This window comes from Salinispira pacifica (genome assembly GCF_000507245.1).
In the GTDB taxonomy this organism is placed as follows: Bacteria; Spirochaetota; Spirochaetia; order DSM-27196; family Salinispiraceae; genus Salinispira; species Salinispira pacifica.
The window spans coordinates 3765696-3782798 of sequence record NC_023035.1; the positions used below are offsets into that span (position 1 = coordinate 3765696).

General features: G+C 48.7%; 15 protein-coding genes, 4 tRNA genes and 1 other RNA gene. 5 read left to right on the forward strand and 15 right to left on the reverse strand.

Going from position 1 to position 17103, the window contains the following annotated elements; translation table 11 throughout:
• Positions 1-7: 7 nt before the first annotated feature.
• Entirely contained in the window at positions 8-286 is a 279-nt protein-coding gene (gene gatC / locus L21SP2_RS16425) for an Asp-tRNA(Asn)/Glu-tRNA(Gln) amidotransferase subunit GatC (RefSeq protein ID WP_024269714.1), read from the reverse strand.
• Positions 287-495: 209 nt separating this feature from the next.
• Here gatC and L21SP2_RS16430 point away from each other — a divergent pair, with 209 nt between their 5' ends.
• Positions 496-1917, forward strand: coding sequence for an MGH1-like glycoside hydrolase domain-containing protein (locus tag L21SP2_RS16430; RefSeq protein ID WP_024269715.1), 1422 nt, complete (start codon positions 496-498; stop codon positions 1915-1917).
• An 18-nt stretch (positions 1918-1935) separates the two neighbouring features.
• On the opposite strand, the gene nudC is transcribed toward L21SP2_RS16430, so the two are convergent.
• Complete coding sequence (gene nudC / locus L21SP2_RS16435) at positions 1936-2814, reverse strand: NAD(+) diphosphatase (RefSeq protein WP_024269716.1); 879 nt, start codon at positions 2812-2814, stop codon at positions 1936-1938.
• 47 nt (positions 2815-2861) lie between these two features.
• On the opposite strand from nudC, the gene pth reads away from it, so the two are divergent.
• Positions 2862-3428: an aminoacyl-tRNA hydrolase gene (gene pth, locus L21SP2_RS16440; protein WP_024269717.1), complete on the forward strand. Its 567-nt coding sequence runs from the start codon at positions 2862-2864 to the stop codon at positions 3426-3428.
• Between the two features lie 120 nt (positions 3429-3548).
• Here the strand turns inward: pth and recR are convergent, their stop codons facing one another.
• From recR to L21SP2_RS16470, 8 genes are all read right to left on the reverse strand, one after another.
• Positions 3549-4136 carry a recombination mediator RecR gene (recR, locus tag L21SP2_RS16445; RefSeq protein ID WP_024269719.1) on the reverse strand — a complete coding sequence of 196 codons (588 nt, stop codon included), beginning with the start codon at positions 4134-4136 and terminating at the stop codon, positions 3549-3551.
• Between the two features lie 7 nt (positions 4137-4143).
• Positions 4144-4449: a YbaB/EbfC family nucleoid-associated protein gene (locus tag L21SP2_RS16450; RefSeq protein ID WP_244437935.1), complete on the reverse strand. Its 306-nt coding sequence runs from the start codon at positions 4447-4449 to the stop codon at positions 4144-4146.
• 55 nt (positions 4450-4504) lie between these two features.
• Entirely contained in the window at positions 4505-6181 is a 1677-nt protein-coding gene (gene dnaX, locus L21SP2_RS16455) for a DNA polymerase III subunit gamma/tau (RefSeq protein ID WP_024269721.1), read from the reverse strand.
• A 45-nt stretch (positions 6182-6226) separates the two neighbouring features.
• Positions 6227-6325: signal recognition particle sRNA small type (ffs, locus tag L21SP2_RS18225), an RNA gene on the reverse strand.
• Positions 6326-6343: 18 nt separating this feature from the next.
• A tRNA-Ser gene (locus L21SP2_RS16460) sits at positions 6344-6431 on the reverse strand.
• 80 nt (positions 6432-6511) lie between these two features.
• Positions 6512-6585, reverse strand: a tRNA-Arg gene (locus tag L21SP2_RS16465).
• 4 nt (positions 6586-6589) lie between these two features.
• A tRNA-Ser gene (locus L21SP2_RS18485) sits at positions 6590-6677 on the reverse strand.
• An 83-nt stretch (positions 6678-6760) separates the two neighbouring features.
• A tRNA-Ser gene (locus tag L21SP2_RS16470) sits at positions 6761-6848 on the reverse strand.
• Between the two features lie 132 nt (positions 6849-6980).
• On the opposite strand from L21SP2_RS16470, the gene L21SP2_RS17775 reads away from it, so the two are divergent.
• Entirely contained in the window at positions 6981-7802 is an 822-nt protein-coding gene (locus L21SP2_RS17775) for a DNA-3-methyladenine glycosylase (protein WP_211233428.1), read from the forward strand.
• Here L21SP2_RS17775 and L21SP2_RS16480 read toward each other — a convergent pair.
• Together L21SP2_RS16480 and L21SP2_RS16485 are read right to left on the reverse strand one after the other, a co-directional pair.
• Positions 7768-8754, reverse strand: a complete 987-nt coding sequence (locus L21SP2_RS16480; protein WP_024269723.1) for a ParB/RepB/Spo0J family partition protein — start codon at positions 8752-8754, stop codon at positions 7768-7770. The genes L21SP2_RS17775 and L21SP2_RS16480 overlap by 35 nt on opposite strands.
• Positions 8747-9502 (reverse strand): ParA family protein, encoded by a 756-nt coding sequence (locus tag L21SP2_RS16485; RefSeq protein ID WP_024269724.1) that lies wholly within the window; start codon positions 9500-9502, stop codon positions 8747-8749. Before L21SP2_RS16485 ends, L21SP2_RS16480 begins: the two co-directional genes overlap by 8 nt.
• Positions 9503-9612: 110 nt before the next feature.
• On the opposite strand from L21SP2_RS16485, the gene trhO reads away from it, so the two are divergent.
• Positions 9613-10479: an oxygen-dependent tRNA uridine(34) hydroxylase TrhO gene (gene trhO / locus L21SP2_RS16490; protein ID WP_053335740.1), complete on the forward strand. Its 867-nt coding sequence runs from the start codon at positions 9613-9615 to the stop codon at positions 10477-10479.
• A gap of 165 nt (positions 10480-10644) precedes the next feature.
• On the forward strand, positions 10645-11718 hold the full coding sequence (gene add, locus L21SP2_RS16495) for an adenosine deaminase (RefSeq protein WP_024269726.1): 1074 nt from the start codon (positions 10645-10647) through the stop codon (positions 11716-11718).
• Here the strand turns inward: add and L21SP2_RS16500 are convergent.
• From L21SP2_RS16500 to gyrB, 3 genes are all read right to left on the reverse strand, one after another.
• The gene (locus tag L21SP2_RS16500) at positions 11705-12301 is read right to left on the reverse strand and encodes a YigZ family protein (RefSeq protein ID WP_024269727.1); all 597 of its coding nucleotides are present in this window, start codon (positions 12299-12301) and stop codon (positions 11705-11707) included. The two genes, add and L21SP2_RS16500, sit on opposite strands and share 14 nt — an antisense overlap.
• 205 nt (positions 12302-12506) lie before the next feature.
• Positions 12507-14990 carry a DNA topoisomerase (ATP-hydrolyzing) subunit A gene (gene gyrA, locus L21SP2_RS16505; protein WP_024269728.1) on the reverse strand — a complete coding sequence of 828 codons (2484 nt, stop codon included), beginning with the start codon at positions 14988-14990 and terminating at the stop codon, positions 12507-12509.
• A gap of 25 nt (positions 14991-15015) precedes the next feature.
• Positions 15016-16926, reverse strand: a complete 1911-nt coding sequence (gene gyrB, locus L21SP2_RS16510) for a DNA topoisomerase (ATP-hydrolyzing) subunit B (RefSeq protein WP_024269729.1) — start codon at positions 16924-16926, stop codon at positions 15016-15018.
• Between the last annotated feature and the right edge of the window lie 177 nt (positions 16927-17103).

A 17103-nucleotide genomic window follows, 5' to 3' on the forward strand; every position in this document is an offset into this window, starting at 1 on the left:
GAGAATTCTACAATACGTTGGGTATGGCGATAAACCGGTCTTCCAGATCAGGAGCCTGCTCCAGAATATCATCACTGAGAGACGACTCTGAAGCGTTATCGCTGCGAAGTGCATTGGTTTTAAGAGGGATGTGGTGTTCTACGTCGCCTTCTTTCAGCTCGAGCTTATCCATGATTTCAAAATATTCCACCAGCTGGCTCACTGCCTGAGCAAAACCGGCCTTTTCTTCCTCACTGAGTTCGATATGTGCGAGTTCAGCGGTTATATCCAGTTCTTTTGTATCCATATCTGATTTTTGTACACAGTGGGAGGTGAAAAGTCAAGGTTTTATGCAATCAAGTCGTATATTTATAGAATAAATATGCATGGATATGAAAAAAGCAGATTTGACTTATCCCGGCTAAAAATGCTAATTTCAGTTTCTTAATCTAAAAACTATTCAATCATGTTATAATGGACTCTGTATACTTACACGGAAAGACATAAGGAGACTCAGTGCAAAAAAAGGAATTTCCCAGTATCCGTTTTTATGACCAGGATTTTGTGGATATCTACAACCAAACCTGGGCATGGGTGGAAGATTACTACTCAGATGAAGTAGATATCAACGGAACTCCGACGCGCATTTTTACCCCGCCGGAAGGGGACAGGATAAGTTCACTGGACAGCAACTTCTCCACCTTCTTTCTGGTGTACAGCAATAAAATATATCCAAGCCTTCCTCAGCTGGATTTTTTCTACAGCCGGCAGGAGGAAAACGGCGCAATTCGGCACCAGTATTCTCTGGTGGAAGACGCTCCCATCTTTACCGATGAAAATCCTGAGTCCGTGGGTCTCCCCCTCTTTTCCTGGGCAGAATACAATCTGTTTCACAAGCTGGGGAATAAGAAACGGATCAAAGAAATTATGCCTGTACTGGAGAACTATTTCAGCTGGCTGGAATCCAATTTCCGGGATGAAAACGGTCTCTATGTGGTTCCCCTTTCTGCAACTGGAATGGATAATTCCCCCAGGAGTGAGGCAAAATACCTGCTTGATTTTAATATGGTGATGGCCATTAACGCGCTGTACATGAGCGAGCTGGGAGATATTCTCAACGACAAGGAAATTGCCTTCAAGTACAAGCGGCATTATTTCTCTCTGAAAACCAAAATCAATCAGAAAATGTGGAATGAGGAAGCGGGGTTTTATTTTGATCTGGATGCCAACGAGGAACAGCTGAAGGTGAAAACCATCGGCGGCTTCTGGAGTCTCCTGGCTGAGCTTCCCAATGATGCGAAATTTGACCTGCTGCTTGCTCACCTGAAGAACCCGGATACCTTCGGTACACCCCATCCTTTTCCATCTCTGGCCGCCGATGAACCGGAATTTGATGAGACGGGAAAGGGATACTGCGGGTCAGTGTATCCCTACCTCACTTTCATGGTAATTAAAGGTCTGGAAAAATATCAGGCATATGATCTGGCCCGGGACTCCAGTATCCGCCATATGTACTATATGCTGGATACTCTCCATCCGGATGACAATAAGCGGGGAAATGTATTTGAAGCGTACCGGCCCATGAGAGACGGTGCGGCCCAATGGGAGGGAAACGAGAATTTTCCCCGTCCCATGTATCTTCCGTTCATCGGTCTTTCTACTGTTGCACTGATGATTGAAAATATCATCGGACTGTATATAAGCCTGCCTCGAAAAACCGTCGACTGGATCGTTCCCACCCTGGAAGCCATGGGAATCGAAAATCTTTCACTTAAGAGGAACCTCATTACCATTCTCAGCAACAAAAGCAAACGGGGATGGGAGATCAGGTTGGAGAGTGAAAAGCTCTACTATTTCACCATCGATATTCTCGGTGATAAGAAAAAAACCCTGCCCATACCCAGCGGCAAATGCTCCATGCTCATCGACAAGCTGTAAGTCTGCAGCCTGTTTCACTCAGTTTCCCGGGGTCTCAGTATCCCGGGACGACTGTACCCCCTGACTTCGAATGAATTCTGCAACCAGTTTACTGCCCACGCTGAACCCCGGCATACGGTTGGGGATTTCCTCAGGTGAAAACCATTCTGCTTCCACCAGCTCGCCGTCCAGGAACTCGATCTCCCCTTCCGCATAATCAGCGGTGAATGCAATCATATGAGAGTTGGGAAACGGCCAGGACTGACTTCTGGCATATTCAAGATTCGTAACCCTGAGATTGGTTTCCTCAAACACTTCCCGATGGACCGCCTCTTCCAGACTTTCTCCGGCTTCAACAAAGCCTGCCACCAGTCCGTAGAAACCCTTTGGCCGCTTCCGGTTACGCACCATCAGCAGCTTGTTGCCGTTCCGGATGGCCACAATAACAGCTGGGGCTATTTGTGGGTAATAGGTCTCCCCGCATTCCGTGCACACCATGGAAAGGTCATCCTCCCCGGGAACCGCAGGCGACCCGCACAACCCGCAAAAACGGGTGCGTCTCCGCCAGTATAATATCTGGGAACTTCTCATAATTGCCTGAAACAGCCAGTCATCAACGATGCCATACAGATCCCGCAGTGCGAACTCATATCTGCCGTCAGGCAGCCCGGTCTCGATTCCATCCCGGTGGGCGGGTTCGGCCGGGCTTTCAGAAAAACCTGTCCACACAGCCGCCTCATATAAAGAACCGGCGGATATCAGTCCATTATTACCCCTGTCATATTCATGAATCAGATCCGGCATAAGACTACCGGAAAGGCTTTGAAGCTGAACCCGATCGCTGCGTTCCGGTGAGAACCGGATAAGGGTATCTCCCTGCTTCATTCGGCGGATATGGGAATATGTGATTTTAAACATGTTACGTCCTGATGCTTTTTTTCTTCTATTCTGATAATACTAGTAATATGTCTGAAAGAATATCTTTGCTCTGTTTCCTGGGCAACCCCGGAAAACAATACGCAGCAACCAGGCACAACGCAGCCTGGTTGCTTCTCAATGCCTTTGAACAGGAAAACCCTCTTACCTGGCAGCAGAAATTCAAGGGGAAATTTGCCAAACACCAGGTTCCCGGAAAAAACGCAGTATACTTCTACACCCCTCACACATTCATGAACAAAAGCGGTGAAGGTGTGCGGGAAATTTCGGCGTTTTTTTCCATTCCGGAAAAGGAAATTCTTGTGGTCTACGATGAACTGGATCTGGTACCGGGAACATGGAAGGCCCGCAGAGGCGGCGGGTTAAAAGGTCACAACGGCTTGCGCTCGGTACAGCAGCATCTGGGGGACAATAATTTTGTGAGAATCGCAATAGGAATCGGCCGTCCCGATCATCCGTCTTTTCCGGTACAAAAATGGGTGCTTTCCACATTCCGTGAGGATGAAAAGGCGGATCTATTCCGGGGCTTCGATGACCTTATCGGCCTTCTGCGATCAATAGCCGACCAGGGTGTAATGATCATCCCCGGCAGCTGACATCCACGGAAGCTGAATATTCCTGGCGGCTGAACATTCCCGGCGACAGAGACGCCCGGGCATCCGGGGGTCGGCAGCCTGGGATCGATAGCCCGGGAGCAATAGCCTGCAGCCCTGCCGTCAGAGGGCAGTGCGTCCTTTCAGACTCCGGGCCAGGGTAAGACGGTCGGCATACTCAAGATCACCGCCCACAGGCAGCCCGAGAGCCAGTCTGCTCACGGTGACCCCCAGATGTTCCACCAGTTTTTTCAGATAAAGTGCGGTTGTATCCCCTTCAACTGTTGGGTTGGTTGCAATTATCAACTCCCGAACACTCCCCTGGCCTACACGGCCGATCAGGGACTGGATGTTCAATTCTGAAGGCCCCACCCCGTCCAGGGGAGCCAGGACTCCGTGAAGCACATGATAATACCCGGTATATTCATGGGAGGCCTCAAGAACGGCGATATCCTGGGGCTGTTCAACAACGCAGATCAGTCCTGCATCCCGGCGGGTATCAGCACACACCGGGCAGAGCTCATGCTCCGAATAATTGCCGCAGCGCCGGCACCTGGATATCTTCTCTTTCAGTGATACGATATGCTCACCCAGGTTCCGGGTAAACTCTTCATCACTCTGAAGGAGATAATACGCCATTCGTGTAGCACTTTTCTTGCCGATACCCGGCAGACGGGAGAGAAGATGGATGAGAGAGTCGAGATGATCCATTACATGCTCATCCCATGAAGCCCGGGGGAATATCCATTCCGCCGGTGAGAGAACCCATCTCTTCGCTGAGTTTCTCCCGTATTTTGGTCAGAGCATCGGCATGGGCGGCGCGGATAAGGTCCTGAAGCATGTCGATGTCGTCAGGATCCACAGCCTCGGGACTGATAGTTATTCCGGTTATTGCCATATCTCCCGAGAGTTCCACTCTCACCATATCGCCGCCGGCAGAACCGGTTACCCGGATGGATTTCATTTTTTCCTGGGACTCTTTCAGCTTTTCCTGTATGTTCCCGAAATTTTTCAACAGATCCATAGGATTCATTTGTACACCTCTTTCCTTTGTTTTACGTATTCTCTGAACAGAGATTTCAGTTCAGAAGTTCTCCCCGGAATACTTTTTTCACCATTGCCACATCCGGGTCTTCCTGATCTTCTTCTTCCTGAATATCGCTATGGGTAATATCAATTACAACATGAATTCCGAATAATTCCCGAATACTGTCGGCGATAAACTTTACGTCCTGCCGGGCGGTCCCCGCATGCATTGCCGTGCTGAACTGAATTGTGAGTTTCTCCCCTTCCTGTTTCCGTGCCACCGCAGAACTGAGGGTGGCTGCCAGAGTTTGACTTTCTTCCTGAATACGTTGAATGAGCTGCTGCCACTGTTGATCGCTGAGAATCGGGGAACCCTGGGAATCACCGGTTTCCGGTTGCTGAGGGACAGCCTCAGGGCTGTGAGCAGGGGATTCGGAAACTGCGTCCTCAGTATCAGAAGTACCGGAGACAGAGGCTGAAGAGATCTCCTGAGACTTCAGGGAGTTTTCTGCAGAACGGGTTGGATCATCCGGCAGCCGGGAGACTGATTGTGAAACAACCTGGGATGGGTTTTCAGGCATGCGGGCAATTTCATGCTTCAGATTGTGAAGCCGTTCCACAAGCTCCTCGGGTTCCAGGTAGTTGGAAATCCGGGTGATTTTACTGATAAGAATTTCCAGCTCAAGTCTTGCGTTTACCGTATACCTGATATCCCGGTATGCCTGAAGAAGCATCTCCAGAATTTTCTCCAACTGCGTGGACTTGAGAGCGTGAACAACTTTCTCTGAATAACTTTTCAGCGGATGTCCCAACAAGCCGTCCCGGTTAACTCCCTGGGCGGCGAACAGCAGTCCCCGGAAATAATCGCTGAGATCAATAATCAGCTGCTCAACGGAAATTCCCGCGGAAAACATGCCGTCAAGGTATTCCAGGGTTTCTTTTTCTTTTTGCCCGATTATCAGTTCAGTAAATCCGTTCAGTTCATCAATTCCAAGAAGGCCCAGTTTTTCCTTGATTTTTTCAAGGGTGATGTGCCCCTCCGAGAATGAGGCGACCTGATCAAAAAGGGTGTAGGCATCCCGCATGGAACCGGTGGACTCCCGGGCAATCCAGAAAAGAGCATCCTCATCGGATTTTATACCGATTTCATCCGCAGCCTCACCGAGAAGCTGAATGATCTCTTCAATGGGTATGAGCCGGAAATTAAACTGCTGGCATCTTGACCTGATGGTGGCCGGCACTTTATGAATTTCTGTGGTTGCAAAAATGAAGATGATATAATGAGGAGGTTCCTCGATAGTTTTCAGCAGCGCATTAAATGCAGAGTTTGAAAGCATATGAACTTCGTCGATGATATAAATTTTATATCTGCTGCTCTGAGGAGGGAAAAGCACCTCGTCCTTGATTGCCCGGACATCATTCACCGAGGTATTGGATGCACCGTCAATTTCGATAACATCCATTGCCACGCCTCTGCTGATCTCCTCGGCACCGGGATAGTCAAAACCTTCGGCAGTTCCCAGTTTGCTTTCATCGGGACAATTGAGAGCCCTGGCGAGAATTCGGGCGGTGGATGTTTTCCCGACCCCTCTGGGACCGGAGAACAGGTATGCATGAGCGATGCGCCGAGTCTTCAGCGCATTCAGGAGGGTGGCAGTTACAAATTCCTGTCCCACCAGTGTATCAAAATTCCGGGGTCTCTTCCGGCTTGCTGTCACTTCATATGCCATGGCGCTATTTTACGGATTTTTTAAAATAAAAAAACCCCTTCAGTCAGAAGTCAAGCGAACTGCGGCACACATACCAGTTACTTACCGCTGCTCCCTTCCGGGCCTGACGGGGTTGGGTAATGGCACATTGCACAGTGCCTGACAACATAACTAAAGGGGCGACGGAGAGAGAGGGATTCGAACCCTCGGTACCCGGGTAGGGCACACACGCGTTCCAGGCGTGCACCTTCGACCGCTCGGTCATCTCTCCAGTATCCTCCTGCTCATGCAGGAAGGTTATTCCTTTTTGCTGATCTACACTGCTGCGGGAAGCTGCGGTGTGCACAGCCACGATCCCGAGTGGACTCGAACCACCGACCCTCAGTTCCGCAAACTGATGCTCTATCCAGCTGAGCTACGGGATCAAAACGGAGAGGGTGGGATTCGAACCCACGGTACCCGGTTAGGGCACAACTCCTTAGCAGGGAGCCCGATTCGGCCACTCTCGCACCTCTCCAATTGTGCAGTATTGCACGCATTGTATAGATAATTTTTAAATAAATCAAACCATTATGGAAATAAATTCTCCGGATTGATTAACGGAGAGGGTGGGATTCGAACCCACGGTACGGGGCTACCGTACAACGGTTTTCAAGACCGCCTCCTTAAACCACTCGGACACCTCTCCAATTAGCGAGGCCTAAATATATAGAACGTATTTTGCTTTGTCAATAAGGTCCCTTTTTCAGCCCCTCGGTTCCCCCGGGAACCAGTTGTTGTTCCCTATACCCGTTTTCCACACTCCTTTAGAATGATCAGGATGATGATGCATTTTTCTTCCCGAGAATCGGTTTCAATAATGGATCCCGGGGAATTACCGGGCAATACCATTCAAGCAGCCAGAGTGTTGCTGGGAAGCTACATTGTCCTGGCAGATAAACCCCGAAGCGATGAAAAGACCGTCATTCCCCGCTGCGGCGGAATGATCATTGAGACAGAGGCATATACCCTGGACGACCCTGCTTCACATTCATTCGGCGGCAGGACACAGCGTAACCGGGTAATGTTCGCAGAGGCCGGATTTCTCTACGTGTACCGCAGCTACGGAATACACCACTGCATGAATATCGTCACCTGCGATCCGGGTTCCGGTGAAGCGGTTCTTATCAGGTCCCTGCTGCCTATCTTCGGACTGAGGGAGATGCAGGAGCGCCGCTTCCCGGAATCAATTACGGAAAAACAACCGTCTCCTGCCGGTCATGAAATTACCGGTGATGATCCCGCCGGACATAATCTCCCGGAGAAACAGAAAAAACGTCTTTGTTCAGGACCGGGAAATGTATGCAGAGCGCTGGGTGTGGATATGAGCTATAACGGGTTTCCTGTGTGTGTGGGAGAAGGCTCACATGAACTTGAGGGGCCGGATGTGTCTGGAAACTCCGGAATATTTCTGATTGAAGGAGCTGAGATGGAGCGTGTTTATCCGGTTGGTCTTGTGGAGGGATTTCCCGATTCTTTCACCCGTGAGATACGGGTTTCACCCAGAATCGGAATTACGAAAAACCCCCATGCTCCCAGAAGGTTTTTTTATTCTCTTCCCGGATATGTCAGTCGTTCAACAACAGGTCGTACAATCGCTTGAGATCATCTTTGCTGTAATAATGAATTTCTATGCGGCCCTTTTCTTCGCTTCCCTTTATGTCCACTTTGCTGCCGGTATGCTTGATCAGCGCTTCTTCCATATCCCAGAGCGCCGGTGTTTTCCTGCCGTGATCCGAACCGGGATGGGAGTCGTCATCTCCTGACTGCACCCGGGCGCCGCCGGTAAGCTCAAGAACCTGTTCCCGCAGATCCTCATTATCTCCTTCCGGTTCTCCCGGGGCACTGAGCTCTGCATGCAATCCGTCAACATGAAAACCGTCGTTGATCATCCGTGCAGCCTTTTCCGCCAATCGCACCGACAAGCCTTCCTGACGAATCAGATCATATAATTCCTTCAGCTGATCGCTGTGCTGCTCATTGACTGATAAAAGAGCCTTGGCGTGTCCGGCACTGATTTCCCGGTCTCTGATCCCGGTACGCACCTCATCGGGCAAGCGCAGCAGTCTCAGGGCGTTTGCGATGGCTGAACGGCTTTTCCCCAGCTTTCGGGAAACCTCTTCCTGGGTGTAGCCGAAACGGTCCATCAGACTTCTATATCCCTGTGCTTCTTCAATGGCATTAAGATCTTCCCGCTGAATGTTTTCAATAAGCCCGATTTCAAGCTTATCTTCATCGCTGAATTTTTTCAGTACAACCGGAATGGTCTGAAGCCCGGCAATTCCCGCAGCACGGTAACGGCGCTCCCCGGCTATGATCATATAGCGGCCGTTACTCTGGGGTTCCGCTACTATTGGCTGAATAATGCCCTTTTCGGCAATGGATGATGCAAGCTCATCCAGCTGTTCCTGCCTGAATTCCTTTCTGGGCTGATCCGGATTGGGAAAGAGTTGGGAGATTGATACTTCCTGTACAGATTCACCCTGATTGCGGGCATCCTCTACGGTTTCCGGCATCAGGGAACTGAGTCCCCGGCCGAGCCCTTTCTTAGCCACGCTGAATTACCTCTTTTGCCAGTTCATGGTAGCTCTTGGCACCTGCACAACCGGGATCATACTGATTAATGGGAACAGAATGGGAGGGGGCCTCGGAAAGTCTGATATTCCGGGGGATTATGGATTTATACACAAGGTTTCCAAAATATCCAACAACTTCTTTTACCACGTCCTGAGCCAGGCGGGTTCTGGAATCATACATGGTGAAAATGATTCCGCCGATTTTCAATGCCGGATTACTGGAGCGCTGCACCATTTTAATACTCTGCATCAGCTGAGTAATTCCTTCCAGTGCGAAGTATTCAGTCTGAAGAGGAATAAACACCTCATCTGCGGCGGTCAGACCATTCAGGGTAAGAATACCCAGGCTGGGAGGACAATCGATGAAGATGTAATCATAGTCTTCCTTGATGCTGAGAAGAGCTTCTTTGAGATAATATTCCCGATTGGTAACTTCAACCAGCTCAACAGTAGCACCGGATAAATCGGGACTTGCGGGGATGATCTTCAGGTTTTTGACCGATGTCTCCTGAACACAGGAATTAAACGGACTCTGCCCCGTGATCAGTTCATAGATTCCCGTATTCTGAACATCCGCACCCACGCTGGAACTGAGATTGCACTGAGGATCAAAATCCACCAGCATTACCTTTTTGCCTTCTTCAGCCAGGTAAGCACCCAGGTTCGCTGCGGATGTGGTTTTGCCCACTCCGCCTTTCTGATTTGCAAATACAATTATTCTGCCCATACCGCGTTAGTATATTAAATGAAAACGTTTATGTCATTCCAAATCTATTTAATTCTCACAGGGGAATGAAATATTCTCAAACGAAAGGATCTGTGCTATACAGTATTATTATGAGCAAAATACTAAACAAAGAAACAATGTTTCACTTTTCCAACTTTTACCACTTCAGCGGCGTGGCAAATTTATCTGAACTGAAGTCAGAAATTCTCACCCTGGGTGAACGATTACAGGTTATCGGTCTGATCATTCTTGCCGAGGAAGGAATCAATGCAACGGCAGCATCAACCGACAGCATGAAACTGGATGAATTCACCGACGAGCTTCAAAACATACTGCAGGTGAAGTTCCGGAATATCAAACGATCCTCTGCGCTTCTGAGACGAAGTCCCTTCAGAAAACTTAAGATAAAGATTCGAAAAGAAATTGTTACCCTTGGTGTGGAGGGAATAGATCCCGCCCGGGATGCAGGTACATATGTGGAACCCGAGGAATGGAACAACCTTATATCCGATCCTGACGTTCTGCTGGTGGATACCAGAAATGTGTACGAGTACCGCCTGGGAAGCTTCCAGGGTGCGGTGGATCCCCGAACCTTGAATTTCCGTCAATTCCCAGAAAAGCTCCAAAAAATAATTGAGTCACAAAAACCGAAGAAGCTGGCCATGTTCTGCACCGGGGGGATCCGCTGCGAAAAAGCCACAGCCGTTGCCAGGCAGATGGGCATCGAAGATGTATATCATCTCAAGGGAGGGATTCTGGAATATTTTGAACGAATTCCCAGCTCCCAGAGTACATGGAACGGCTCCTGTTTTGTATTTGATGGACGAATAACGGTTAATCAGAATCTGGAAGCAAAACCTGAACCTCTTTGCTCTGCCTGCGGGCAGGTTAAAACGAAAAGTCCCGAGACCGGGGAATATGAATGTCATCAATGTGTGGAATATCCCATGAAGAAAAATCAGGTCGCGTTACCGTAATACCACCGGCAGAACTGCCGTTTAAATTTTTTTCTCACCCCTTTAAACAAATTTCTCTTGTCTGCCGATTATCGAAATATATATGCTGTACATATTGCTGCACATCATATACTGAAATATTAACACATACGTTTTATACTAATGGGTAATAAAGTGAGCGTACTTATGAATACAGACAAGAAGAAATCCATACTCACCAGCCGGAAATACATGTGTAAATTTCCCAAGATAGAATTACACCGGCATCTGGAGGGTACCTTTGATCCTGCAACACTGTATTCCATAGCCAAGAAAAACGGTTTGGATGTCCCCGGGGATTTTGAGGAATTCAAAACCACCATCCAATTCCCCAGAGAAGAGGAACCTGACTTTCTGCTGTTCCTGAGTAAGTTCCGCACTGACTGGTACGCAAGTCACGATGATGTGGAAAAGATTGCCTATAATTCCGTCTACAAAATGAAAGAAGATGGAATTTTCTATATTGAACTGCGCTTCAGTCCTGAACACTTTTCACTCCAGAATGATTTCGACCGCAGGGAGATTACCAAACTGGTAATCGATGCCGGCAACAAAGCAGCGAAAGATGCCGGGTTTCATATCCGATATCTGATCACCTTCAACCGAAACAAGCAGACCCCGGAAGAGATGATCAGCCTTTATAAAATGATCAAGGATCTGGGCATACCTGAAATTGTGGGAATTGACCTGGCCGGTGATGAGATGAACTATCCACCGGAGCTGTTCGATTCGTTTTTCTCTCAAATTCAAAGCGATAAACTATACAAAGCCACAGTACATGCAGGTGAAGTCACCGACAGCGACCAGATTTGGACGGCAGTAACAAAGCTGCACGCCAAACGAATCGGCCATGGAACCAGTTCAATCAACGATCCCAAGCTTCAGGAATACCTGAAAGAGCATTTTATTGTGCTGGAGCAGTGCATTACATCCAATTATCAGACCGGATCATGGAAAGATGAGTCAAACCATCCCATGGGCGCCCTCCACCGTAATGGAGTTCCGGTGACTATCAATTCCGACGATCCGTCCATCCAGAACACCGATCTGACCGATGACTATATCAAGGCCGTCACCTATTTTGATTTCAGCCTGGAGGATCTGGTACAACTCAACCTGACAGCCCTGAAAGCTACATTTCTCAGCGGCAGTAAAAAACAGAAATTGATCGATGAGTATGCCTCCGCAGTGAAACGCTTCCGGCAATTCACCGGTCTCTGAGGGTACGCCTCCCCCTGCTGATATCCTGAACAATGTTTTCCAGGGCCGAAAGATCCTGATTTTCCACATCAATTTCCACACATACCTCTTCATGAAATTCAGTATTAACTATTTCTGCAGCCAGATCTTTCATCCTTCGGGCTACCTCCTCAAACTCCCCATACGAGAGCTCAAGCCTGAGATGTTTTTTTTCCTTCTTCTCTTCAACAGTACAGCTTTCAACCGCCAGTTGAGCTGCCCGGGTATATGCTTTAACCAGGCCGCCGGTGCCAAGTTTTGTACCGCCGAAATATCGCACTGTGGTCAGCAGAGCATTTCTGATGCCTGATCCCCGCAGAACCTCCATTGTAGGCCTTCCCGACGTTCCTTTCGGTTCTCCATCATCGGTCATTCCCAGGATCTCAGACCATTCATCTCCAATCACAAAGGCATATACCACATGGTTTGATTGGGGATGGCTCTGTTTTACATCTGAAATAATATCCTGAGCTTCGCTTCGACTCTCCACATAATGGATGCGGGATTTAAACTTGGATTTTTTTACTTCTAAAAGGCTTTCCTGGGATTCTATGGGGATTTTCATCGTATTCTCCTGCCAATGTTCCACGTGGAACAATATGATCCATATAGGTTATGTCCGGTTTTGTTCCACGTGGAACAAAAACCCGGACATCCGTCAACTTCCTTCCAAAGCAACAATATCCTGCATAAGCATAAACTTGGAAAGGGATAAAAAAAAGACCGGATCGAGTTGATCCGGTCTGAATGGTTAATGGTTAGGAGATAGATTATTCGGGAGTTTCTCCTGGATCCATCTTTGACAGCTTGGATTCCTTCTCAGGCTCTTCCTCCCGGGCGACACGGTCAAGCCCTACCACCACATCGGGTTTTTCTATATCGAATACTCTCACGCCCTGGGCGGTACGTCCCTGGATGGCCACCGTTGAAGCCTTCATTTTTATGGAAGTTCCTCCGCTGGTTACAACCATAATTTCATCGTCCTCCAGTACGTTGAGAATCCCTACCACTTCGCCGGTTCGATCGGATGTAGTATAGATAATCTGTCCCTTGGTATTTCTTCCATGGGGCATCAGATCATCGGGGGTCATCCGCTTTCCGTTTCCGTATTCGGTTATGAACAGAACATGAAATTCCGGATTAGCCTCCACCGCTCCGGCGATTTCGTCTCCGGGAGCAAGCCTGATTCCGCTTACACCCTGGGCCGTCCGTCCCATCGGGCGAACCTCCTCTTCACTGAAGCGCAGCCCCACGCCGGTACGGGTTGCCAGGATAATATCCCGGTTTTCGCTGGTCAGAATTGCGGAAACGATTTTATCATCCCCCTTCATTGCCATGGCAATGATTCCCCGGGCTCTGGCATTGCTGAAATCGGAAGTAGAGACCTTCTTCACCATCCCCCTGGCTGTGGCCATAAAGATGAACTGATCATCCCGGAAATCCTGAAGTGCCACAACAGCGGCCACATCTTCATTGGCAGAAATGCTGAGCAGGGATCGGATATGAGACCCTTTGCTTGTTCTGGATCCTTCGGGAATCTCATGTACTTTCAGGTAGTATGCTTTGGCTTCGCTTGAAATAATAAGAATATAGTCATGGGTGGATGCAATAAATATGTTTTCAATAAAGTCATCATCCCGCAGCTTGCTGGCAGCCATGCCTTTCCCGCCACGGCCCTGAACCCGGTAGGATGTCACCGGAACCCTCTTGATATATCCTTTGTGGCTGATAATCACCACCATATCTTCTTTTTGAATCAGATCTTCAATGTTGATCTCTTCAATTTCATCAATAACCTTCTCAGTCCGGCGTGCCTGGCTGAATCGGCCGGCAAGATCATTGGTTTCGTCGGAAATAACACCCAGAATCTTCTCTTCACTTGCCAGGAGTTCTTTCAGCTCACTGATTAAGGCATTCAGCTGCTCAAGCTCCTCCAGGATTTTCTGGGTCTCAAGGCTGGTGAGTTTCTGCAGCCGCATATCCAGGATTGCCTGAGCCTGTATTTCGGAAAGCATGAAGCGGTCCATCAGACGGGTTCTGGCTACCCCTACATTCTCGCTTTCCTTAATGGTCTTGATAACCTCATCGATGTTGGCCAGGGCAATTTTCAGCCCTTCCAGCACATGAGCCCGCTCTTCCGCTTTTCGCAAATCATACTTGGTTCGGCGGATTATCACTTCCCGGCGGTGATTCACAAAGTGAACGATCATGTCCTTGAGATTCAGGAGCTGGGGTTTGCCGTCCACAAGGGCCAGGGCATTCACATTGAAGTTCACCTGAAGCTGGGTCTGGTTGAACAGCTGATTAAGGATGATTTTCGGACTGATGCCTTTTTTCAGCTCTATTACCACCCGAAGACCGTTTCTGTCAGATTCGTCCCGGAGATCGGATATTCCTTCGATTTTTTTATCCCGGATGTATTCGGCAATCTTCATCACAAGATTTGCCTTGTTCACCTGATACGGCAGTTCGTGAACGATGATCACATCCTTACCGGATTTGGTGGTCTCAACACTCACCTTGGATCGGATGGTGATTTTACCCCGGCCGGTTTTATACGCCTGCCGGACTCCCTTGGTGCCGAAAATGATACCTCCGGTGGGAAAATCCGGGCCGGTGATATGCTCCATCAGTTCATCTATGGTAATCTCGGGATTCTGAATGTAGGCTTCCACCGCCGAGGCAATCTCATTGAGATTGTGAGGCGGGATGTTGGTTGCCATTCCCACGGCTATTCCGCTGGCACCGTTGGCCAGCAGGTATGGAAGGGCGGCCGGAAGTACTTCCGGCTCCTCCATGGAATCATCATAGTTGGAAACGAAATTGACCGTTTCTTTCTTGATGTCTTTCAGCATATCCTCGGCAAGTTTCGCCATACGCGCTTCGGTGTACCTCATGGCAGCCGGGGGATCCCCGTCCACCGAACCGAAGTTTCCCTGGCCGTTTACCAACGGATACCGCATGGAAAAATTCTGGGCCAGACGAACCAGAGCATCGTATACGCTCATATCTCCATGGGGATGATACTTACCCAGCACATCTCCCACAATTCTGGCACTCTTTTTGGGAGCCCGGTCTGAGCGGAGTCCCATCTCGTTCATACCGAAAAGAATTCTGCGATGTACCGGCTTGAGCCCGTCCCGTACATCCGGGAGAGCCCGGGACACAATTACCGACATTGCATAATTCAGATAGGATTTTTTTACTTCATCTTCTATTGCTACGGGAATTACCCGTCCCTGTTGTGCTTCCATTACTACTCCAGATTATTTGCGTAAATTATACGTCCAGATTTACGACGTTAAGAGCATTTTCCTCAATGAACTCCCTTCGGGGCTGAACCTGCTCACCCATGAGGGTTGTAAAAATATCTTCAGCTTCCACTGCATCTTCAAGCTGGATCTGCATGATATTCCGGGTTTCGGGATTCATGGTGGTCTCCCACAGCTGGTCCGGATTCATTTCACCCAAACCTTTGTACCTCTGAATTGATATTTTATCCTCATTTTGGATATCGAAGGTTTTTACTATTCTTGCCCGCTCTTCTTCATCGTATGCGTACTCAATGCGATTCTTGTAGCTCATTTTATACAGCGGCGGCATGGCGATATACACATGTCCCCGCTCAATCATTTCGGGCATATATCTGAAGAAAAACGTGAGAAGCAGCGTGCGGATATGTGAACCGTCAACGTCAGCATCCGCCATAATAATCACCTTATGGTACCGCAGCTTCTCCAGATTAAAATCGCTGCCTGCACTGGCTCCAAGACTCTGAATTACCGGCTGGAGCTTATCGTTGGAGAGAACCTTGTCAATTCGGGTTTTTTCAACATTCAGCATCTTTCCCCAGAGCGGGAGAATTGCCTGGAACCTTCTGTCCCTGCCCTGCTTCGCCGAACCGCCGGCTGAGTCCCCTTCCACAATATATACTTCGCACTGGCTGGGGTCTTTCTCGCTGCAGTCAGCCAGTTTGCCCGGCAGACCCGTGCTTTCCAGAAAGCTTTTCCTTCTGGTGAGCTCCCGGGCTTTCCGTGCGGCGTTTCTGGCTTTGGCGGCCATTACCGTTTTAGAAAGAATGCTTTCCACCAGCTGGGGATTCATGTCAAATATCTCCGACAGTTTTTCGTTCACTGTGGATTCCACAATGCCTTTCACCTCGGAATTGCCCAGTTTTCCCTTTGTCTGGCCTTCAAATTGGGGATCCGGTACTTTCACCGAGACGACTGCGGTGAGACCTTCCCGGACATCATCTCCGGAGAGATTATCTTCCAGCTGTTTTACAAGTCGGGATTTCTTCAGATATTCATTCAGCGTCCGTGTGAGAGCGGACTTGAAACCAACCAGGTGGGTTCCCCCTTCCCTGGTGTTGATGTTGTTCACAAAGGAAAACATTGCTTCGTTAAAGCCGTCGTTGTATTCCAGGGAGATTTCCATGGTAACACCGTCACGCTCCGCCTCAAAATATACCGGCTCCTTCTGAATTACCGTTTTCTTCTTGTTCAGATACTGAACAAACTCCTGAACACCCCCGTCGAACTTGAAATCGTGGGTTTTGGGTGTGGGGATTCTGTTGTCGGCAATCTTGATCCGGATTCCTTTATTCAGAAATGCCAGTTCCCTCAGCCTTTGTGAAAGAACATCGAAGGAAAAGTTCACCGTTTCGAAAATTTCGTCGTCGGGGATGAAGTGCACCCGGGTCCCGTGATCTGCGCTTTCACCGATTATTTCCACCGGCTTGTCGGGAATTCCCCGTTTATAGCTTTGATAATAGATATTCCCGTTCTTATGGACAAAGACTTCACAGTTTTTTGCCAGAGCATTAACTACCGAAACCCCTACCCCGTGCAAGCCGCCGGATACCTTATAGCTGTCCTTGTTGAACTTGCCGCCGGCATGCAGACGTGTGAGAACGATTTCCAGGGCACTGACGTTCTCGTCGGGATGAATATCAACGGGAATTCCCCGTCCGTCATCACGGACGATCACTTCATTGCCGGGTTCCAACTGAACGGATATTTCCGAACAGAATCCTGCCAGGGCTTCATCAATACTGTTATCTACAATCTCATAAACAAGATGATGGAGGCCGTTTGGGCCGGTGGACCCAATATACATACCGGGACGCTTCCGCACCGCTTCAAGACCCTTCAGGACTTGAATACTCGAAGCTGAGTAATTTTCCTGCATAGATTTAATGTGATTCCTTTTTCTGATTTACGTGGCTGAGATTATACCTTTTGAGAACTAAAAAGTAAAGGAAGCCGATTTGTCTAAGTGATTCCAATTACATGAGTTATAGTCATTCTATTTACAGATTGAAAAAGCGGGTATGAATGCGTATGATGGGAGGTTACTGGAGGTGTT